Origin of the sequence: Streptomyces sp. NPDC004134, assembly GCF_042874195.1 — a bacterium.
GTDB lineage: Bacteria > Actinomycetota > Actinomycetes > Streptomycetales > Streptomycetaceae > Streptomyces.
Window position 1 is genome coordinate 62130 of sequence record NZ_JBIAMS010000036.1, and the last position, 19525, is coordinate 81654.

At 74.1% G+C, this 19525-nt stretch carries 16 protein-coding genes; 9 read left to right on the forward strand and 7 right to left on the reverse strand.

Going from position 1 to position 19525, the window contains the following annotated elements:
- Nucleotides 1–97 precede the first annotated feature (97 nt).
- The 3 genes from ACFYVJ_RS32525 to ACFYVJ_RS32535 all read left to right on the forward strand — a co-directional run bounded on the left by ACFYVJ_RS32525 (nt 98) and on the right by ACFYVJ_RS32535 (nt 5429).
- On the forward strand, nt 98–1459 hold the full coding sequence (locus ACFYVJ_RS32525) for a glutamine synthetase family protein (protein WP_101424887.1): 1362 nt from the start codon (nt 98–100) through the stop codon (nt 1457–1459).
- A 13-nt stretch (nt 1460–1472) separates the two neighbouring features.
- On the forward strand, nt 1473–4598 hold the full coding sequence (locus ACFYVJ_RS32530) for a bifunctional [glutamine synthetase] adenylyltransferase/[glutamine synthetase]-adenylyl-L-tyrosine phosphorylase (protein ID WP_388899314.1): 3126 nt from the start codon (nt 1473–1475) through the stop codon (nt 4596–4598).
- Nucleotides 4599–4766: 168 nt separating this feature from the next.
- Nucleotides 4767–5429, forward strand: coding sequence for a DUF11 domain-containing protein (locus ACFYVJ_RS32535; RefSeq protein WP_388899317.1), 663 nt, complete (start codon nt 4767–4769; stop codon nt 5427–5429).
- Nucleotides 5430–5483: 54 nt separating this feature from the next.
- Here ACFYVJ_RS32535 and ACFYVJ_RS32540 read toward each other — a convergent pair whose 3' ends face one another.
- The 5 genes from ACFYVJ_RS32540 to ACFYVJ_RS32560 all read right to left on the reverse strand — a co-directional run bounded on the left by ACFYVJ_RS32540 (nt 5484) and on the right by ACFYVJ_RS32560 (nt 10751).
- Nucleotides 5484–7550, reverse strand: a complete 2067-nt coding sequence (locus ACFYVJ_RS32540) for a HelD family protein (RefSeq protein WP_388899320.1) — start codon at nt 7548–7550, stop codon at nt 5484–5486.
- Between the two features lie 45 nt (nt 7551–7595).
- Nucleotides 7596–8240 carry a TetR/AcrR family transcriptional regulator gene (locus tag ACFYVJ_RS32545; protein ID WP_388899322.1) on the reverse strand — a complete coding sequence of 215 codons (645 nt, stop codon included), beginning with the start codon at nt 8238–8240 and terminating at the stop codon, nt 7596–7598.
- A 55-nt stretch (nt 8241–8295) separates the two neighbouring features.
- Nucleotides 8296–9030 carry a phosphatase PAP2 family protein gene (locus tag ACFYVJ_RS32550; RefSeq protein ID WP_388899325.1) on the reverse strand — a complete coding sequence of 245 codons (735 nt, stop codon included), beginning with the start codon at nt 9028–9030 and terminating at the stop codon, nt 8296–8298.
- A gap of 375 nt (nt 9031–9405) precedes the next feature.
- Nucleotides 9406–10278, reverse strand: coding sequence for a hypothetical protein (locus ACFYVJ_RS32555; RefSeq protein WP_388899328.1), 873 nt, complete (start codon nt 10276–10278; stop codon nt 9406–9408).
- Nucleotides 10279–10337: 59 nt separating this feature from the next.
- A complete protein-coding gene (locus ACFYVJ_RS32560; RefSeq protein WP_388899330.1) occupies nt 10338–10751 on the reverse strand; it encodes an HIT family protein in 414 nt (137 codons plus the stop codon).
- 240 nt (nt 10752–10991) lie between these two features.
- Here ACFYVJ_RS32560 and ACFYVJ_RS32565 point away from each other — a divergent pair, with 240 nt between their 5' ends.
- The 3 genes from ACFYVJ_RS32565 to ACFYVJ_RS32575 all read left to right on the forward strand — a co-directional run bounded on the left by ACFYVJ_RS32565 (nt 10992) and on the right by ACFYVJ_RS32575 (nt 14202).
- On the forward strand, nt 10992–13031 hold the full coding sequence (locus ACFYVJ_RS32565; protein ID WP_388899333.1) for a hypothetical protein: 2040 nt from the start codon (nt 10992–10994) through the stop codon (nt 13029–13031).
- A 39-nt stretch (nt 13032–13070) separates the two neighbouring features.
- Entirely contained in the window at nt 13071–13775 is a 705-nt protein-coding gene (gene npdG / locus ACFYVJ_RS32570) for an NADPH-dependent F420 reductase (protein ID WP_388899336.1), read from the forward strand.
- A 175-nt stretch (nt 13776–13950) separates the two neighbouring features.
- Nucleotides 13951–14202 (forward strand): hypothetical protein, encoded by a 252-nt coding sequence (locus tag ACFYVJ_RS32575; protein WP_388899339.1) that lies wholly within the window; start codon nt 13951–13953, stop codon nt 14200–14202.
- A 16-nt stretch (nt 14203–14218) separates the two neighbouring features.
- Here the strand turns inward: ACFYVJ_RS32575 and ACFYVJ_RS32580 are convergent, their stop codons facing one another.
- Both ACFYVJ_RS32580 and panB read right to left on the reverse strand, forming a co-directional pair.
- Nucleotides 14219–14593: a hypothetical protein gene (locus tag ACFYVJ_RS32580; protein WP_388899342.1), complete on the reverse strand. Its 375-nt coding sequence runs from the start codon at nt 14591–14593 to the stop codon at nt 14219–14221.
- A gap of 186 nt (nt 14594–14779) precedes the next feature.
- Nucleotides 14780–15661, reverse strand: a complete 882-nt coding sequence (panB, locus tag ACFYVJ_RS32585) for a 3-methyl-2-oxobutanoate hydroxymethyltransferase (protein ID WP_388899345.1) — start codon at nt 15659–15661, stop codon at nt 14780–14782.
- 228 nt (nt 15662–15889) lie between these two features.
- On the opposite strand from panB, the gene ACFYVJ_RS32590 reads away from it, so the two are divergent.
- The 3 genes from ACFYVJ_RS32590 (at nt 15890) to ACFYVJ_RS32600 (ending at nt 19406) form a co-directional block, all read left to right on the forward strand.
- Complete coding sequence (locus tag ACFYVJ_RS32590; RefSeq protein WP_388899348.1) at nt 15890–17455, forward strand: MFS transporter; 1566 nt, start codon at nt 15890–15892, stop codon at nt 17453–17455.
- 29 nt (nt 17456–17484) lie between these two features.
- A complete protein-coding gene (locus tag ACFYVJ_RS32595) occupies nt 17485–18240 on the forward strand; it encodes a TetR/AcrR family transcriptional regulator (RefSeq protein ID WP_388899351.1) in 756 nt (251 codons plus the stop codon).
- 125 nt (nt 18241–18365) lie between these two features.
- Nucleotides 18366–19406, forward strand: a complete 1041-nt coding sequence (locus ACFYVJ_RS32600; RefSeq protein WP_388899354.1) for an endonuclease/exonuclease/phosphatase family protein — start codon at nt 18366–18368, stop codon at nt 19404–19406.
- Nucleotides 19407–19525: the final 119 nt, after the last annotated feature.

Here is a 19525-nt window from a genome sequence, read left to right on the forward strand (position 1 = left end):
CAGGCGCACGACGGGGTGCGAAACGCGGCGGAAACTCCCTACCGTGATACTGAGGGCTCGCGCCCGCGCCACCGAGTCACCTGCGAGGATGTGGACCATGGAGAAGCAGCAGGAGTTCGTGCTCCGGACCCTGGAGGAGCGCGACATCCGGTTCGTGCGGCTGTGGTTCACCGACGTGCTGGGCTTCCTGAAGTCCGTCGCCGTCGCCCCCGCCGAGCTTGAGCAGGCGTTCGACGAGGGCATCGGCTTCGACGGCTCCGCCATCGAGGGCTTCGCCCGGGTGCACGAGTCGGACATGCTCGCCAAGCCCGACCCCGGCACCTTCCAGGTGCTGCCCTGGCGCGCGGAGACCCCCGGCACGGCGCGGATGTTCTGCGACATCCTCATGCCCGGCGGCTCGCCGTCCTTCGCCGACCCGCGGTACGTGCTGAAGCGGATCCTCGCCAAGACCTCCGACCTGGGGTTCACCTTCTACACCCACCCCGAGATCGAGTTCTTCCTGCTCAAGGAGAAGCCGGTCGACGGCAGCCGCCCGGTGCCCGCGGACAACTCGGGGTACTTCGACCACACCCCGCAGAACGTCGGCATGGACTTCCGCCGGCAGGCGATCACGATGCTGGAGTCGATGGGCATCTCGGTGGAGTTCTCGCACCACGAGGGCGCGCCGGGCCAGCAGGAGATCGACCTGCGCTACGCGGACGCGCTGGCCACCGCGGACAACATCATGACGTTCCGGCTGATCATGAAGCAGGTGGCGCTGGAGCAGGGCGTGCAGGCGACGTTCATGCCGAAGCCGTTCTCCGAGTACCCGGGCTCCGGGATGCACACGCACCTGTCCCTCTTCGAGGGCGACCGCAACGCCTTCCACGAGTCGGGGTCGGAGTTCCAGCTCTCGAAGGTCGGCCGCTCCTTCATCGCCGGGCTGCTGCGGCACGCCGCGGAGGTGTCCGCGGTGACGAACCAGTGGGTGAACTCGTACAAGCGCATCTGGGGCGGCTCCCAGCGCACCGCGGGCGCCGGCGGCGAGGCCCCGTCGTACATCTGCTGGGGCCACAACAACCGCTCCGCCCTCGTCCGCGTCCCCCTCTACAAGCCCGGCAAGACCGGCTCCACCCGCATCGAGGTCCGCTCCATCGACTCCGGCTGCAACCCCTACCTGGCGTACGCGATGCTGCTCGCCGCCGGCCTGAAGGGCATCGAGGAGGGCTACGAGCTGCCGCCGGGCGCCGAGGACGACGTGTGGGCCCTGACGGACGCCGAGCGGCGCGCGATGGGCATCGAGCCGCTGCCGCAGAACCTCGGCGAGGCGATCGGGCTGATGGAGCGCAGCGAGATCTGCGCGGAGACGCTCGGCGAGCACGTCTTCGACTTCTTCCTGCGCAACAAGAAGCAGGAGTGGGAGGAGTACCGCTCCGAGGTCACCGCCTTCGAGCTGCGCAAGAGCCTCCCGGTGTTGTAGGGGCGGGCGCGCGATGGCGGTTCCGCAGGGGCGCAGGAGCAGTGCGTTCACCCGGCTGCTGCGGTACGGGTTCGGGGAGCCGGCCGACGCCGGGCGGCTGCTGGAGTCCGCGGTGCTCGACGGCGTACGCGACGATCCCGTGCTGCTCGACGCGCTGGGCGGCACCGCGGATCCGGACCGGGCGCTGCTCGGTCTGGTGCGGCTCGCGGAGGCGCTGGGGCCCGGGCGGCGGCAGGTGCTGCTCGACACGCTGGTGACGGCCAAGCCGCTGCGCGACCGGCTGCTGGGGGTGCTCGGCGCGTCGGAGGCGCTGGGGGACCATCTGGCACGGCACCCGGACGACTGGGAGTCGCTGGTCACGTACGAGGCGGCCGATCTGCACCCGACGACCGCGGAGTTCGAGCAGGCGCTCGCGGAGGGCGTCTGGGGGCCGCGGGGCGCGAAGCTGCCGCGGGCCGACGCGCTGCGCGTCGCGTACCGGCGGGCGCTGCTGGGGATCGCCGCCCGGGACGTGTGCGGGACGACGGACGTGGTGCAGGCCGCGGCGGAGCTGGCGGACCTGGCGACGGCGACGCTGCGGGCGGCGCTGGAGATCGCCGCCGAGGAGCAGCCGGAGGACGCCGCGCTGTGCCGGCTCGCGGTGATCGGGATGGGCAAGTGCGGCGGCCGGGAGCTGAACTACGTCTCGGACGTCGACGTCATCTTCGTCGCCGAGCCGCGCGAGGGCGCCCCGGGCGGCGGCCAGGGGGCGGAACCCGCGGACGAGCGTGCCGCGATGCAGGCCGCGACCCGGCTCGCCGCCCGCCTCATGCGCGTCTGCTCCGACACCACCGCCGAGGGCACCATCTGGCCCGTCGACGCCAACCTCCGCCCCGAGGGCCGCAACGGCCCGCTCGTGCGCACCCTCTCCTCCCACCTCGCGTACTACCAGCGCTGGGCCAAGACCTGGGAGTTCCAGGCCCTGTTGAAGGCCCGCCCGGTCGCGGGCGACCCGGCGCTGGGCGCGGCGTACGCGGAGGCCATCGCGCCGATGGTGTGGCAGGCGGCGGAGCGCGAGAACTTCGTCCCCGATGTGCAGCAGATGCGCCGCCGGGTGGTGGCGAACATCCCCGCGGCGCAGCTCGACCGGGAGCTGAAGCTGGGCCCGGGCGGGCTGCGGGACGTGGAGTTCGCGGTGCAGTTGCTCCAGCTCGTGCACGGCCGCGCCGACGCGTCCCTGCGCAGCGGTACGACCCTGGACGCGCTGGAGGCGCTCGCCGCCGGCGGGTACGTGGGCCGCGCCGACGCCGCCGCGCTGGACGACGCGTACCGCTTCCTGCGCTCGCTCGAACACCGCATCCAGCTCCAGAAGCTCCGCCGCACGCACCTGGTGCCCGAGGGCGAGCACGAGCTGCGCGCGCTCGGCCGCTCGCTGGCGCGGCTGCTGCCCGACGAGGGCCGCGGCGACCCGGTGTCGCAGTTGCGCAAGGTGTGGCGGCGGCACTCCTTCGAGGTGCGGCGGCTGCACGAGAAGCTGTTCTACCGCCCGCTGCTCGACGCCGTCGCCCGGCTCGCGCCCGGGGAGGTGCGGCTGACGCCGGACGCCGCCCGGGAGCGGCTGGTGGCCCTCGGGTACGAGGACCCGGCGGCGGCGCTGCGCCATCTGGAGGCGCTGACGTCGGGGATGAGCCGGAAGGCGGCGATCCAGCGGACGCTGCTGCCGGTGCTGCTGGGCTGGTTCGGCGACTCGGCCGACCCGGACGCGGGGCTGCTGAACTTCCGCAAGGTCTCGGACGCGCTGGGCAGCACGCCCTGGTACCTGCGGCTGCTGCGCGACGAGGGCGCGGCGGCGGAGAACCTGGCGCGGGTGCTGTCCTCGGGCCGGCTCGCGCCCGACCTGCTGCTGCGGGCGCCGGAGGCGGTGGCGCTGCTCGGCGACGAGCAGGGGCTGCGGCCGCGCGGGCGGGCGCACCTGGAGCAGGAGACGCTGGCGGCCGTCGGCCGGCACACGGACCCGGAGGCGGCGGTGGCGGCGGCCCGCGGGGTACGGCGGCGGGAGCTGTTCCGTACCGCGGCGGCGGACCTCATCACGGCGTACGGTGCGCACACGGCACCCGGCGAGGACGACGAAGAGGGCGCCGAGGGCGGGCGGGAGCACGACGGGGACGAGCACGCCAGGATCGCCGCCGCCGTCGACCGCACGGGCGACGCGCTCAGCGACCTCAACGCCGCCACCATCGCCGGCGCCCTGCGCGCCGCGACCGCCGCCCGCTGGGGCGATACGCTCCCGACGCGGTTCGCGGTGATCGGCATGGGCCGCTTCGGCGGCCAGGAGCTGGGCTACGGCTCGGACGCCGACGTGATGTTCGTGCACGAGCCGCGCGAGGGCGTCTCCGACGAGGAGGCGGGCGCGGCGGCGTTCGCCGTCGCCAACGAGCTGCGCCGGCTGCTGCAACTGCCCAGCGCCGACCCGCCGCTGCTGGTCGACGCCGACCTGCGGCCCGAGGGCAAGTCGGGGCCGCTGGTGCGCACCCTCGCGTCGTACGCGGCGTACTACCGGCGCTGGTCGCTGACCTGGGAGAGCCACGCGCTGCTGCGCGCCGAGCCGGTCGCGGGCGACGCGGGCCTCGGCGCGCGGTTCACGGAGCTGATCGACCCGCTGCGCTACCCGGCGGGCGGGCTCGGCGAGGACGCCGTACGCGAGATCCGGCGGCTGAAGGCGCGGATGGAGGCGGAGCGGCTGCCGCGCGGGGCGGACCCGGCGCTGCACGCGAAGCTGGGGCGCGGCGGGCTCGCGGACGTGGAGTGGACGGTGCAGTTGCTGCAGTTGCAGCACGCGCGCGAGGTGCCCGCGCTGCGTACGACCCGCACCCGCGCGGCGCTGGCCGCGGCGCTGGCGGCGGGGCTGCTGGACGCGGAGGACGCGCGGATACTGGACGACGCCTGGCTGCTGGCGACGCGGCTGCGCAACGCGGTGATGCTGGTCCGCGGCCGGCCGGGCGACACCTTCCCGGCCGCCGAGCGCGAACTGGGCGCGGTGGCACGCTACTTCGGCTACGGGCCGGGGCAGGCGGGCGAGCTGCCGGAGGAGTACCGGCGGACGACGCGGCGGGCGCGCGCGGTCGTGGAGCGGCTCTTCTACGGGGCGGAACCGGACTGACCCGCGGGCGGATCCGCCGCCGGGCCGGTTCGTCCGGACGAGGGACGGTTCGGCGGTCCGTTCGTAGCATGGCGCGCTGTTCGTGCGATTTGCCCTTTTTCTTTTCGTGGCCCGCTGGTAGACCGGCCGGGCACGGACAGGGCGGCACGGACAGCGAGGTGGCACGGGATGCGTACGGCGATCGCTTCCGCGTCGATGGTCGCCGGGCTGCTGGCGTCCCTCGCCCCCTCCCCGCCGCTCTCCCCCGACGCGCCCCCGGCCGAGCTGCCGACGTCGCCGATCCGGCTCGCCCTGGAGCGCCGGGCCGCGCCGGACGGCGGCACGACGTACGCGATCACGGTGCACAACACCTCGGGGGCGAACGCGCCGAACGGCCGGGTGACCCAACTCCTCCCCGAATCCCTGGACTACGTCTCCGCGACCCCCCGGGCCGAGACGACCGGGCAGCAGGTGACGTGGCAGATCATGCTGCCGGCGGGTACGACCCGGGTGCTGAAGGTGACCGCCGCCCCCGACCGCAGCGAGCGCGACGTCCGGGACCTCCGCGCCGCCAACGCGGCCGACGAGGTACCGGTACCGCGGGGCGCCGGCGCCGGCGCCGCGGACCGCGCACCAGCGGCCGCCACCACGGTCTGCTTCCAGGGCGGCACCCGCGGCGAGTGGCTCACCTGCACCAGCGCGGACGACGAGTGGTCCCCGGAGCCCTGGGTCTCCTCGAACAAGGTCTACGCCGCCGGCAGCGCCGCCGCCGCGCTCCTCGTCGGCACCGCGGGCATCGTCATCCTGCGCCGCCGCCGCTCCCGCGACGCGGAGGACGACCGCCGGGAGTGACGCGCACGCGCCGGACGACTGCCGTCCACGGCGCGGTGCCGGGCAGCGCCGATCTCAGGTTGCCTCCGCCGGGAACGGCAGCGGGCGGCTGTGCACCACGTCGAGGCGGGAGACGGCGCGGGTCAGCACGACGTACAGGCGGCGCAGGCCGGTCCGCCCCTCCTCGGCGTCGGTGATCGCCGCCGGTTCGACCGCGACGACGTGGTCGTATTCGAGGCCCTTGGCGGCGGTCGCGGCCAGCACGGTGACGCGGGCGGCGAGGTCGTCGGGGCCCGCCGTCGCGATGCCCGCCTCTTCCAGAACCGCGCGCACCCGGCCGACGTCGGCCGCGGCGGCGACCACCCCGATCGAGCCCTCGCCGGCGAGGGCCTGCCGTACCGCGTCCCGGGTCGCGGTGAGGACATCCGGGGTGGGCAGGATCCGCAGCGCGCCGTCCCTTCGCAGGGAGCGGGCGGCGGGGACGTCGACGTCGAGGTGGGCGAGCAGGCGGTTGGCGAGGTCGACCACGGCGGCCGGCACCCGGAACCCGGTGGTGAGCGCGGCGATCTCGGCGTTCGGCCGGCCCAGGTGGGCCAGGAGTGAGGGCCAGTCGCGCGCGGCCCACGGCGTGGTGCCCTGCGCCAGATCGCCGAGCACCGTCAGCGAGCCGAACTCCGCGCGCCGCGCGATCACCCGCGCCTCCATGGGGGAGAGGTCCTGCGCCTCGTCGACGACGATGTGCCCGTAGCCCTCGGGGCGGTCCAGGAGCCCGGCCAGCTCGTCGAGGAGTACGTGGTCGGCGGCGCTCCACTGCGCCGACTTGAAGGACCGCGGCGGCCTCGCCCAGAGGAGCGTCCGCTGTTCGCCGGCGTCCAGGATGCCGTCGGCGGCGCGGGCCAGTTCCCCGGCATCGGTGAAGAGCGCGGTGAGCACCTCGGCGGGCCTCACCTTGGGCCACGCGGCGTCCAGGAAGGCGCCGACCGGCCGGGCCCGTCCGACCCGCTGGGTCCAGGCGGCCGTGACGGTCACGGCCCGGCGCTCGGCCTGCCGCTGGACACGGTCCACGATCCGGCTGCGCACCCGCTCGCGGCCGATCGCGTACGGCGGCCGCTCGTCGCGTACGCCCGCGACGATCTCCGCGAGTTCCGCGGGCGGCACCCGCCACCACGCCGAGCCGTCGCGGACCGCCACCCCTTCGGTGATCCCGTCCGCCGACACCCGTGCGTACAGCGCCCGCCGCAGCACCTCGGCCATCCGCACGTCGTGCTTCAGTACGGCGGCCGCCGCGCCGTCCTCCGCGCCCGCCTGCCGCTCCCCGGCGGCCAGTTCCCCGACCGTCGACTGCCGCACCCCGGTCTCGCCGAGCGCCGGCAGTACGGCCGAGATGTACGACAGGAACGTGCGGTTCGGACCGAGGACGAGCAGGCCGCTGCGCCGGATCTGCCGCGCGTAGGTGTAGAGCAGATACGCGGCGCGGTGCAGTCCGACGGCGGTCTTGCCGGTGCCCGGGGCGCCCTGCACACAGACGGAGACGGCGAGTTCACGGCGTACCAGGTCGTCCTGGTCGGGCTGGATGGTGGCGGCGATGTCGCGCATCGGGCCGGTGCGCGGGCGCTCGATCTCGCCGGTCAGGATGCGGCCGCCACGGGTCGCCGCCGCCGCGGGCCGTTCGTCCTCCAGGCTGGTCAGTTCGCCGGAGCCGCCGGTGCTGCCGGGCGCCCAGCCGAACCGGCGGCGGATCTCGACGCCCTGCGGGTCCTTCGGCCCTGCCTGGTAGAAGGCGCGCGAGACGGGTGCGCGCCAGTCGACGACGAGGGGCGGTGCGGAGGGATTCTCGGTGATGCGCATCCGGCCGATGTGGTAGCGCTGCCCGGCGTGGTCGCCCGCCTGCCCGGCATCGCCGGCGAAGTCGAGGCGGCCGAAGAACAGTGGCCCCGGCGGCAGTTCGTGCAGCTCCTTCGCCTGGCTGCGCAGCTCGTAGCCGAGCACTTCGGCGTCGGCGCCGGACGCGGACGCCTGCTCGCCGAGGACCACCTGCCGGTCGGCGCCCGCGAGCATCGCGTCGAGGGCGGCGCGGCAGGTCTCGTGATAGCGGCGTTCGTCGGCGAGGGCGGTCTCGGCGAGGGTGTGTGCGGTGCCCATGCGCCCAACATAACGTAACTCGGTTACATTTTTTACACGGTCACGCTATGGGAGGTTGTTCTGCCCCCTTTCGAGACCTTTCGCGAGCTGCCGGAATGCCAGGTCTGCCGCCTCCCTCGCATCCGGTGCCACCGCGTCCGCGCTCTCGCCGGCCGCGATCCGCCGTACGTTCTCCTCCGCGAGGATCCGCTGCACCGCCGCGATCTGCCCCGCCGCGAGCCTGGCCGGCACCGCGGGCCCGCCCAGCGCGCCGGCGAGCGCCCGCTCCGAGCGCTCCTGCCAGCCGGCGAGCCGTGCGACCAGGGACGGCGTCCCGTAGAGGAGCCGCTGGTAGGCGATCACCGCCGGGTGGTCACAGAGCCCGGTCACCGGGTCGCGCCGCTCAAGCCCGTCCAGGAAGTTCCGCCGCAGCGCCGCCAGCGGCGACTCGCCCTCCTCACGGGCCGTGACGACCCGGGCCGCTTCCTCCTGGTGATCGGCGAACCGGTGCAGGACCAGGTCCTCCTTGGACGGGAAGTACCGGAAGAGGGTCGGTTTCGACACTTCCGCCGCCGCCGCGACCTCCGCCACGGACACCGCGTCGTACCCCCGCTCCAGGAAGAGCCGGACCGCGGTCTCGGACAGCAACTGCCGCGTGCGCTGCTTCTTGCGTTCGCGCAGACCGGGGACGGGAGTATCGGGGCGGGTCATGGGGTCGAGGATAGGAGGCGGCCGCCGGTCGGCCGCCCGCCGGAGAAGCGCGGGTCTAGGCTGACGCCACCTTCCGTGGCAGTCGGTAGGCGATCGTGCCGTACCAGGCGTACGAGACCGCGAAGCCGAAGCTGAGGCAGATGATCCCGCCCACCGCGTCCATCCAGAAGTGGTTCGCCGTCGCCATGATGACCAGCAGCGTCAGCGTCGGATAGAGCACCCCGAGCAGCTTCACCCACAGCGGCTTGGCCAGTACGGCGATGGTGATGCCCGCCCACACCGACCAGCCCACGTGCATCGAGGGCATGGCGGCGTACTGGTTGGAGACGTTGGCGAGGTTGCCCGAGGACATCGAGCCCCAGGTCTCGTGCATCCGCACGGTGTCGACGAAGTCCATGCCCTCCATCAGCCGCGGCGGCGCCAGCGGGAAGCTGTAGTAGCCGACGAGGGCGAAGCAGGTGGTGATGGCGAGCGCGAGCCGCACGGCGGCGTAGCGGCCCGGCTGCCAGCGGTAGAGCCAGACGAGCACGCCGAGGGTGACGACGTAATGGAGCGTGCCGTAGTAGTAGTTCATCGACACGACGAGCCAGGTGACGCCGTCGACCGCGTGGTTGAGCGAGCGCTCGAAGGCCAGCCCCAGGCTCTCCTGGAAGCTCCAGATGCGGTCCGCGTTCTTCAGCGCCTGCGCCTCCTGCTCGGGCACGGCGTTGCGGATGAGGGAGTACGTCCAGTAGACGAGCGCGACGAGCATGATCTCGAACCACAGCCGCGGCGGGCGCGGCGAGCGCATCCGGTCGAAGAGGGCGCGCAGGCGCTGCCCGGAGGGTGTCGGGTCTCTTCGGCTCTCGTCGGCGTCCGTGTCGGTCGAGGAGACGGGTGTCCGCCGGTCCTGAAGAGTCCTCGCAATCTTCGCTGGCCGGGGTGCAAGGTCCCGGGAATACGACGCGCCCATGGGGAGACAGTTTGCCAGACGGAGAGGGGTCGTCAGATCATCCCCCGGTGCCGCAATAGAGGAGGTATCTCCTCCCGGGGCGGTAGGCCGCGGTGCCGCGGAGCCGTTCGCCGCGCCCCGCGGCGTGGTTCGCCGCGGTCCCGGGCGGGCCGCGGCGGGTCCCGCGCCGGATGGGGAGGAGCGGCGCGGGACCCGGTTCCGGGAGCGGTGCGGTCAGGCGACGGGCTCCAGCCAGCCGCTCAGGCGCACCGTGTGCTCGCCGTACGTGCGGTCCAGTTCGCGCCGCAGTTCGGGAGTGGCGGCGACGACTTCGAGGGTGACGGCGTTGCGCACCGGGTCGACGGCGGAGCTGAGCATGCCCTCGACGTCCTCGTCGAGCTGCCGCTGGACGCGGGTCAGCTCCTCCTCCGAGTGCTCGGCGCCGACGACGCACAGCGGGCCGTCCCACATGCCGCGCAGCTCGCGCTCGGCGGCCTCGGTGCCGCCGCCGTCACCGCTGCCGGCGAACCTGATGTTGACGACGTCGCCGTCGAGCCAGGAGCCGGCGTAGCCGGGCATCTTCCCGGCCTTGTCCAGCACCCGCTGCCGGCCGGCGTCGCCGGCGCCGGCCGCGTCCTTCCCGCCCTTCGGGTCCTTTCCGTCCTTCAGGTCCGCGCAGGGCGTGTCGAAGTCCGCGGCGGCCTCCGGCGCGCCGGGTTCCGTGGCCGCGCCGGCGGGCCGCGGCTTCTCGGCCAGGGTGAAGCGCTCGCCGTCCCAGGTGCCGACGAGGTCCAGCGGATCGGTGTACGTGGTGTCTCTCGCGCGGTGCGCGCGTACGTCGTCCCACTCCCAGCCGACGATGTCGGGGCCGCCGCACTGCGGCGGCATCGACTCGGCGAGGGTGCGGCAGAGCTGCGGGCCGTGCTCGCCGTTCGCCAGGACCGTGGCCTGGACGCGGTAGAGCCGGGCGTTGGGGTCGACGTCCCCGCGGCTGCCGTCGCCGGCGGACCCGGAGGCATCCTCCGAGCCGCAGCCGGCGGCCAGCACGGCGGTGGCGAGGGCGGCGGCGGTGGCCGCCGAGGTGCGTAGGGGGGTCGTTCGGTTCATGCCTCTCGGACGGTGCTGCTCCGGATCGGGTTCCCTCGGGGCCCGCCGCGCCCGTCGGTTCAGCCGTCGAGCGCCGCGCGGATCATCCGGGCCGTCTCGACGGCGTGCTCCTCGTCCCGGTAGCGCGTACGGGGCCAGAAGAAGCCCCGCAGGCCGTCCTTGCGGTTGCGCGGTACGACGTGGACGTGCAGGTGCGGCACGGACTGGCTGACCCGGTTGTTCATGGCGACGAACGACCCGGCCGCCGCCGTGCCCCGCTCCACGGCGCCGGTCAGCCGCCGGACCCGGCCGAAGAACGGGCCGACCTCGGGCTCCGGCAGGTCGGTGAGGGTCTCCACGTGGTGGCGCGGGACGACCAGGACGTGTCCCGGGAAGAGCGGCCGGGCGTCGAGGAAGCCGACCGCCACCTCGTCCGCGAAGACCCGGTGGCTCGGCAGCTCACCGCTCGCGATGGCGCAGAAGGTGCAGTTCACCCCTCCAGTCAACACCGGCCCCGGGGGATCGCGGGGCGTACGGCGGGCAGATGCAGCGCACGCGGCCGCAGCTCGGACAGACGGGTACAAGGGCGTTCATGACTGCCAATGTCCCCTTCGGGTCTGAGGATTGGGTGAGAACCGCGTGCGTAATCGCTGAAGCCCCGGCCATTGACAGCACCCGCGGCCCTGACTAAGTACCTCGGTTAACTGTTCGGTAACCACCCGTTGGAGGCCCCGGTGCGCGCTCGGCTCACGGTCCTGACCACCGTCGCGGCGCTCGCGCTGGGCCTGCTCGCTCCCACCGCGCTCGCGGAGCAGGCCGCCGGGTCCCCCCTGCCCGTACGGGCCGAGGAGCCCCGGGGCGGCGACCGCGCCGGGTGCGATCCCCTCGGCCCCGGGGAGTGCCTGCTGCCGTTCCCCAACGACTGGTACACCGAGCCCGACCGCCGTACGGACACCGGCCGCCGGATCGCGTTCGAGCCTTCCGCCATGCCCGCCAACGCCGCCCGCACCCGCATCGACCCCGCCGAGTGGAACCGCAGCGACGGCTTCTCGCCCGGCTCGATGATCCTCGCCCACGTGCCCGGCGTCGACCTCGGCGAGACCCGCGCCGCGCCGCTCACCGACATCGGCGCCTCCCTCGACCGCGACGCGCCGATCGTGCTCCTCGACGCCGACACCGGCAAGCGCCACCCGTACTGGGCGGAGCTGGACGCCAACGCCACGGACCCCGCCCGCCAGGCCCTCGTCGTACGCCCGGCGCGCAACCTCGCGGAGGGCCACCGCTACGTCGTCGCCCTGCGCCGGCTCAAGGACGCCGACGGCCGCACCCTCCCCGCCCCCGACGCCTTCCGCCGCGTCGACGGACCCGCGCTGCGCAAGGGCGACCCGCTCTACGAGCGCCAGCGCGACCACCGCCAGGTCGGGCGCGACCTCGCCCGCGCCGGCGTCACCTCCCGCGGGCTCTACCTGGCCTGGGACTTCACCGTCGCCAGCGAACGCGGCCTGAGCGAGCGGATGCTGCACATCCGCGACGACGCCTTCGCCGGCCTCGGCAAGGGCGTACCCGAGCATCTGGTGTACGAGGTGAAGGACCACCCCGCCGACGACCCGATCGCCCGCACCGTCCGGGGCGTCTACAACGTGCCCAGCTATCTCGACGCCCCCGGCGGCCCGCCGGGATCCGGCTTCCACCGCGCCGGCGGCGGCAAGGACGCGCTGCCCGCGCGGCTGCCGGGCAACAACCAGGTGGTGCCGTTCCAGTGCGAGATACCGCGCGCCGCGCTCGGCGAGCGCGGCGAGGCGGCGCGGCCCGTCCTCTACGGCCACGGGCTCCTCGGCAACGAGACGCAGGTCGGCTCCCGTACCCAGCGCGAGCTTGCGGCCCGCGGCAACTTCGTCATGTGCGCCACGAAGTGGCAGGGGATGGCAGACGAGGACATCCCGTTCGTCGCGAGCACCCTCCAGGACCTCAGCCGCTTCCCCGCGGTCGCCGACCGGCTGCAGCAGGGCGTGCTCAACACCCTCTGGCTCGGCCGCCTCATGCGGCACGCGGACGGGCTCGCCGCGGACGACGCCTTCCGCGGCGCGGGCGGCGCGAGCGCGATCGACGTCCGCGCCCGGCTCGGCTACGCCGGCCACAGCCAGGGCGGCATCATGGGCGGCATCTACACCGCCGTGGCGCAGGACAGCACGCGCTCCGTGCTCGGCGTGCCGGGGATGAACTACAGCACGCTCCTCAACCGGAGTGTCGACTTCGCGCCGTTCCAGCAGATCCTGGACCAGGCGTACCCCGACAAGCTGCGGCAGCAACTCGGCTTCGCGCTCATGCAGATGGTCTGGGACCGCGGCGAGGCCAACGGCTACGCGCAGCACATGACGTCGGACCCGCTGCCGCGCACCCCGCGCCACCAGGTGCTGATGCACGTCGCGTACGGGGACCACCAGGTCTCCCCCACCGCCGCGGAGGTGCAGGCCCGTACGGTCGGCGCCCGGATCCACGCTCCCACCGTGGCCGACGGGCGCAGCCCCGACGAGGAGCCGTACTGGGGGCTGCGGCAACTGCGCTATCCGTACGCCGGTTCCGGGATCCTGGTCTGGGACAGCGGCAGCCCGTACCAGCCGCTGACGAACACCCCGCCCAGCGAGGGCAGGGACCCGCACAGCGACCCGCGCGACGAGCCCGCCGCGCAGCGGCAGATGGCCGAGTTCCTGAACTCCGGCAGGATCGTGGACGTCTGCGGCGACGCGCCCTGCACGGCGGCGCCCGCGGGGTAGCCGCTGCCGGTGCGCGGGTGATCACCGTACGATCGGCGCATGACTTCGAGTGAGCAGAACACCCCGCCCGCCCGCAAGGACCCGTGGGCGCTGCCCGACGTCTCCGGCCTGGTCGTCGGCGTGCTGGGCGGCACCGGCGACCAGGGCCGCGGGCTGGCCTACCGGCTGGCGCGGGCCGGGCAGCGGGTCGTCATCGGCTCCCGGAAGGCGGAGCGGGCCGAGGCGGCGGCGGCCGAGCTGGGCAACGGCGTCGAGGGCGCGGAGAACGCGGAGTGCGCGCGGCGCAGCGACGTGGTGATCGTCGCGGTGCCGTGGGAGGGGCACGAGGCGACGGTGGCGGCGCTGCGCGCGGAGCTGGCGGGCAAGCTCGTCGTGGACTGCGTGAACCCGCTGGGGTTCGACAAGAAGGGCGCGTACCCGATCCGGCCCGCCGAGGGCAGCGCGGCCGAGCAGGCGGCGGCGCTGCTGCCGGAGTCGCGGGTGGCGGCGGCGTTCCACCACCTGTCGGCGGTGCTGCTCCAGGACCCGGAGGTGGAGCGGATCGAGACGGACGTGATGGTGCTGGGCGAGTCCCGGGAGGACACGGACACCGTGCAGGCGCTGGCCGGGCTGATCCCGGGGATGCGCGGCGTGTACGCGGGCCGGCTGCGCAACGCGCACCAGGTCGAGGCGATGGTGGCCAACCTGATCTCGGTCAACCGCCGCTACCGCGCCCACGCCGGGGTGCGGCTGACCGACGTCTGAGGAGCGGCCGGAGGGCGTCCCGACGGCCGGCCGGAGGGCGTCCCGACGGCCGGCCGGAGGGCGTCCTGACGACCGGCCGGCGGGTGTCCTGGGCGACGTCCGGGGGCGGTGCGGGGCGGGGCGGGCGTGGGGGCACAATGGATCCGCACGCCATACCCCCGAGGAGCCCGCCCCCATGCCGTCCGAGCCCCGCAAGAACCCGTCCTTGCTCGCGCAGGCCGACCGGCTCGCCGTCTTCACCGCCGTCGTGTGCGTGCTGTCGGTGGCCGCGGCCGTGGTGTCGTTCGCGAAGGGCTACTGGATCGGGGCGGTCTGGGTGCTGATGGCCGGGCTCTCGTCGAACATGACGTGGTTCTACGTACGCCGCGCGCGGCTGGCCCGCGCCCAGGACCCTGCCCGGGACCGGGACGAGGGTCCGGCGAGCTAGCCGGGCGGCGCCCGGGTCAGGCCGTACGGCGGCGGCCCCAGCCGAAGAAGTACACGGCCGCCCCGAGCGAGACAGCGAAGACGCCGCCGGCGGTGATCGCCGGCCAGGCGTCGTCGCCGCGGACGGCCGGGGCGCCCGGGGAGCCCATCGCGGGCGCGCGGCCGGGGTTCTTGCCGTCGCCGGTGGTGTGCGGCGCGTCTTCCTGTACGGGGACGGAGGCGGCGGCCCGCGGCGCGGCGGGCAACGCCACCGCCTCGGCGGGGGCGGAGGCGGCGGCCCGCGGCGCGGCGGGCAACGCCACCGCCTCGGCGGGGGCGGTGACGGCCGCCCAGAGCAGCGGCGCGGCGAGGCCGGTGAGCAGCAGGCGGCGGCCGGATTGTCCGGGGGGCATGCGGGGTTCCTCTCCACGGGGCCGGCGGGGGCCGACAGAGGCCGCCGACGGGGGTGTCTTTCCGTCAGCGTCCGCGCGGCCCCGCCCGGTGCCGTGTCGGCACGACGGCGGGCACTCGCATGCAGTTAATAAGATCACCGCATCGGCGCATCCTCCGCGCCGGGAGTGCCCGCCGCCCCCGCGGGCTCAGTGGAAGGTGTGCTCCTCGGCCGGGAACGCCGCCGAGCCGACGTCCTCGGCGAAGGCCCTGGCCGCGTCGCCGAGGCTCTGCCGCAGTTGCGCGTACTGCTTGACGAAGCGCGGCATCTTGCCGCCGGTCAGCCCCGCCATGTCGGTCCAGACGAGCACCTGCGCGTCGGTGCCGGGGCCCGCGCCGATGCCGATCGTCGGGATCTCCAGCGAGCGCGTCACCTCGGCGGCCAGCTCCGCCGGCACCAGCTCCAGCACCACCGCGAACGCGCCCGCCTCCTGCGCCGCCTTCGCGTCCCGCACCAGCCGGTGCGCGTCCTCGTCGGAGCGGCCCTGGACGCGGTAGCCCATGGCGTTGACGGACTGCGGGGTGAGCCCGAGGTGGGACATCACGGGGATGCCGGACTCCACCAGCAGCTCGGTCTGGCGCAGCGACCGCTCGCCGCCCTCCAGCTTGACCGCGCCCACGCCGGCGTCCTTGACCAGCCGCGTCGCCGAGCGGAGCGCCTGGACCGGGCCTTCCTGGTACGAGCCGAAGGGCAGGTCGCCGACGACCAGGGCGCGCCGGGTGCCGCGTACCACCGCGGCGGAGAGCATCGTCATCTCGTCCAGCGTCACCGGCACGGTCGTGTCGTAGCCGAGGTGGACGTTGCCCATGGAGTCGCCGACCAGCAGCACGGGGATGCCGGCCTCGTCGAAGATGCCGGCGGTGGTCGAGTCGTACGCGGTCAGCATGGGCCACTTCTCGCCGCGCCGCTTGGCGGCGGCCAGGTCCCGGACCGTCACCCGGCGGCCGCTGCCGCCCCCGCCCCCGCCGTACAGCGCCGGGGCGGAATCGGCCCCGCCGGGCGTCTTCGGGGCATGCGAAACGTGCGTCATCGCAAACGCTCCTTCGTCATCTCGAGGCGCCCTTACGGCGTCCCCGGACCACTTCCATGCTGGCACGCCGCGACGGCGAAGGACACCCCGGCCCCGCCACCTGTGCGCAAGGTCGCACGCCCCCGCGTGTCGGGCCTTTGACCTGCGCTTACCCTCTTGACCGCGCCTTTGCGGGGGCTTTGCGTTACGGAACGGCGCCGTCTCGGAATGCAGGCTAGCTTGGATTTCATGGACACCGCGCCCCAGATCCCCCCGGCCGTCCACCGGCGCCGCTGGCTCATCCTCGGCGTCCTCGTCTTCAGCCTCCTCGTCGTCGTCCTCGACAACTCCATCCTCAACGTCGCGATGAAGACGATCGCCACCCCCGCCCCCACCGGCCTCGGCGCCAGCCAGAGCGAGCTGGAGTGGGCGATCGACGCGTACACCCTGGCCTTCGCGGGCCTGCTCTTCACCGCGGGCGTCCTGGGCGACCGGCTGGGGCGCAAGCGGGTGCTGCTGGGAGGCATGGTCGTCTTCGGGGTGGGCTCGGTGCTCGCCGCCTTCTCCAGCAGCCCGGCCGAGCTGATCGGCTTCCGCACCCTGATGGGGATGGGCGGCGCGTTCGTCCTGCCCGCCACGCTGGCGATCATCGTGAACGTCTTCGAGCGCGACGAGCAGCCCCGGGCCATCGGCATCTGGGCCGGGTCCGTGGGCCTGGCGATCGCCATCGGGCCGATCACCGGCGGGCTGCTGCTGGAGCACTTCTGGTGGGGCTCGGTCTTCCTGGTCAACGTGCCGATCATCAGCGTCGCGCTGATCGGCATGGTGCTGCTGGTCCCCGACTCCAAGGACCCGAACCCCGGCCGGCTCGACCCCACCGGTGTGCTGCTGTCCATCGCCGGCCTGGTGCTGATCGTCTACGGCGTGGTCCGGGGCGGCCAGCGCGCCGACTTCAGCGCCCCGGAGGTCTGGGGCGCGATCCTCGTGGGCGCGGTCGTCATCGGGCTCTTCGTCCGGTACGAGCGCCGCAGCCGGCACCCGGCGCTCGACATCGGGTGGTTCCGCAACCCGCGCTTCTCTGCCTCGGTCGCCGTCATCGGCCTGGTGTTCTTCGCGCTCATGGGCGTGACGTTCTTCATGGTCTTCTACATCCAGAGCGTGCGCGGCCTGTCGCCGCTGGACTCCGGGCTGCTCCTGCTGCCGCTGGCCGTCGCGCAGTTGATCTTCGCGCCGCGGTCCCGGCTGGTGGTCGACCGGTTCGGTGCCCGGGCGGTGTGCACGGTGGCCATGCTCGGCATCGCCGCCGCCTTCGCCGGCTTCCTGCTGCTGGACGAGACGTCGCCGCTGTGGATCCTGGAGGTGCTGTTCTTCGTCATGGGCACCGCGATGGCGCACGTCATGCCGCCGGCCACCACCGCGATCATGCAGTCGCTGCCGCGCGAGAAGGCCGGCGCGGGATCCTCGGTCAACAACACCTTCCGGCAGGTCGGCGGTGCCCTCGGGGTCGCCGTGCTCGGCTCGCTGCTGTCGTCCGTCTACCGCGGCAAGGTGACCCTGCCCCCGGGGGCGCCGGGTTCGGCGGGCGAGTCCATCGAGGCCACCCGCACCTTCGCGCAGAAGGCGGGCGCCGCCGGGAAGAAGCTGATCCCGGAGGCCAACAGCGCGTTCATCGACGCGATGCACGTGACGTCGCTGACGGCGGCGGGCGCGGCGGTGCTCGGCGCGGCGGTGGCCGCGGCGTTCATGCCCGCGAAGGACCGGGCCGGGCACGGTCCTGCGCACGACAGGGAGAATGAGCCTTCCACCCGGGACTAGCGGCGGACGAAGGGCAGGCGGACGGCAGAGTGGCTCTCAGGGAGCGGCACGGGGAAGGCGACGGGCGGCGGCAGGACGCGCCGTACGGGGACCGTGCGCGTACCGGCGTACGGGACGGGGCGCCCGCCTTCGGCGAGCCGTCCGCTCCCTCCGTCCCGTCCGCCCCCGGCGGGGCCGGCGGGCTGCCGGGACCGCCCCGGCCGCGGCGCGGCCGGCCGCGCAGCCAGGCCGTCGAACGCGCCATCGCCGACGCCGTGCTGCGCCTGGTCGACGAGGGCGTCTCGCCCGCCGAGCTGTCCGTCGAGCGCATCGCCCGCACCGCGGGCGTCGGCAAGGCCACGATCTACCGCCGCTGGCCCGGCAAGGACGAACTGCTGGCCGACGTGCTCGCCGCGGTGGCGGGCCCGCCACCGCGGCCGCGCGGCAGGTCCGTACGCGACGACCTCGTCTCACTCGTGGACTTCCTCCGCACCCACGCCTTCGACCGGCGCTCCGCCGCCCTGCTGCACCTCGCCCTCACCGAGGCCGGCGCCCACCCCGCGCTCGCCCGCCGCTACCGTGAGACGGTCCTCGCGCCGCGCAGGGCCGCGGTAAGCGAGGTGCTGCGCCGCGGCGTAGCGAGCGGCGAACTCCGCGCCGACCTCGACCCGGAGCTGCTGACCGACCTGTTCACCGGACCCGTGCTGGCCCGCGCGGTGCTCTACCCGGGGCAGCCGCCGCCCGCCGGGCCCGCCGCGCGGATCGTCGACGCAGTGCTCGACGGGGTGCGTTCACCTGACCGATGAAATGTCCCGGTTTCGCTACGGTGACCTTCCGGCACGCCCCGTCCGCAACTCGCGGCGCCGTCCCGTTCGTCAGGTAAGGGGTAACGGGGGCAGACCGGCAAGTGCAGTGACGTGAGGAACAGCGCATGACGCACGTGGACATGGCGGAGACCGGGCGCAGCAGCACGGGAAACACGCACGCGGCCGCCCCCGCGGAGTCACGCGCGGTGTACTGGCGCCGCCGGCTCCGCGAGGGGCTGGGCCCCGGCACCTGGCGCCGCGGCCTGGTGGTCGCCGCGCTCGCGCTGCTCGTCGGGGTCGTGATGATGGGCCACGCGGCGATCCCCAACCGGGTCGGCAGCCTGGGCAGTCTGGTCGAGACGTTCCTGCCGTGGTTCGGTCTCGCCGTCCCGGTGCTGCTGGTGTGCGCGCTGTGGCGGCGGTCGCTGACCGCGATGTGCGCGCTGGTGCTGCCGGTGTTCGTCTGGTTCAGCCTCTTCGGCGGGCTGCTCACCGACAAGTCCGGGGGCGGCGGCGACCTCACCGTCGTCAGCCACAACGTCGCCGAGGAGAACACCGACGCCGCGGGCACCGCGCGCAAGCTGGTCGAGTCCGGGGCCGACGTGCTCGCCCTCCAGGAGGTCACGCCGGACAACAGGCCCGCGTACGAGGGCGGCCTCGCGGAGGCGTACCCGTACCACGAGGTGGCGGGCACGGTCGGGGTGTGGAGCAAGTACCCCCTGTCGGACACCCGGCCCGTGGACATCCACATGGGCTGGACCCGCGCCCTGCGCACCACCGTCACCACCGACGGCGGCAGGCTCGCGCTCTACACCGCCCATCTGCCGTCCGTGCGGGTGAAGCTCGACGCCGGGTTCACGGCCAACCAGCGCGACGCGAGCGCCGACGCGCTCGGCGAGGCCATCAAGAACGAGCCGATCGACCGCGTGCTGCTCCTCGGCGACCTCAACGGCACGATGAACGACCGGGCGCTGGCGAACGTCACCTCGCAGTTGCGCTCCGCGCAGGGCGCGGCGGGCAGCGGCTTCGGCTTCAGTTGGCCGGCCGGCTTCCCGATGGCGCGGATCGACCAGATCCTGCTGCGCGGCGTGCAGCCGGTCAGCTCCGACGTGCTCGGCGAGACGGGCAGCGACCACCGCCCGGTCCGGGCCTCGGTGGACCTGTGACGCCCGGCCCGCGCACCCGCGGCCCAGGGCCTAGGTGTATTGCCCTGAAGCGTTGTTGACGCGGGTGATGGGTGGTTGGCCGTCGAGTGCGGTGTGGCATCGGTGGTGGTTGTAGTTGT

Coding starts and splice junctions, on each gene's coding strand:
- ACFYVJ_RS32530 (WP_388899314.1), top strand. CDS start 1,473: ATGGCGGTTCCGCAGGGGCGCAGGAGCAGTGCGTTCACCCGGCTGCTG.
- ACFYVJ_RS32600 (WP_388899354.1), top strand. CDS start 18,366: ATGACGCACGTGGACATGGCGGAGACCGGGCGCAGCAGCACGGGAAAC.
- ACFYVJ_RS32580 (WP_388899342.1), bottom strand. CDS start 14,593: ATGCCCCCCGGACAATCCGGCCGCCGCCTGCTGCTCACCGGCCTCGCC.
- npdG (WP_388899336.1), top strand. CDS start 13,071: ATGACTTCGAGTGAGCAGAACACCCCGCCCGCCCGCAAGGACCCGTGG.
- ACFYVJ_RS32575 (WP_388899339.1), top strand. CDS start 13,951: ATGCCGTCCGAGCCCCGCAAGAACCCGTCCTTGCTCGCGCAGGCCGAC.
- ACFYVJ_RS32545 (WP_388899322.1), bottom strand. CDS start 8,240: ATGACCCGCCCCGATACTCCCGTCCCCGGTCTGCGCGAACGCAAGAAG.
- ACFYVJ_RS32535 (WP_388899317.1), top strand. CDS start 4,767: ATGCGTACGGCGATCGCTTCCGCGTCGATGGTCGCCGGGCTGCTGGCG.
- ACFYVJ_RS32555 (WP_388899328.1), bottom strand. CDS start 10,278: ATGAACCGAACGACCCCCCTACGCACCTCGGCGGCCACCGCCGCCGCC.
- ACFYVJ_RS32550 (WP_388899325.1), bottom strand. CDS start 9,030: ATGCGCTCGCCGCGCCCGCCGCGGCTGTGGTTCGAGATCATGCTCGTC.
- panB (WP_388899345.1), bottom strand. CDS start 15,661: ATGACGCACGTTTCGCATGCCCCGAAGACGCCCGGCGGGGCCGATTCC.
- ACFYVJ_RS32525 (WP_101424887.1), top strand. CDS start 98: ATGGAGAAGCAGCAGGAGTTCGTGCTCCGGACCCTGGAGGAGCGCGAC.
- ACFYVJ_RS32540 (WP_388899320.1), bottom strand. CDS start 7,550: ATGGGCACCGCACACACCCTCGCCGAGACCGCCCTCGCCGACGAACGC.
- ACFYVJ_RS32590 (WP_388899348.1), top strand. CDS start 15,890: ATGGACACCGCGCCCCAGATCCCCCCGGCCGTCCACCGGCGCCGCTGG.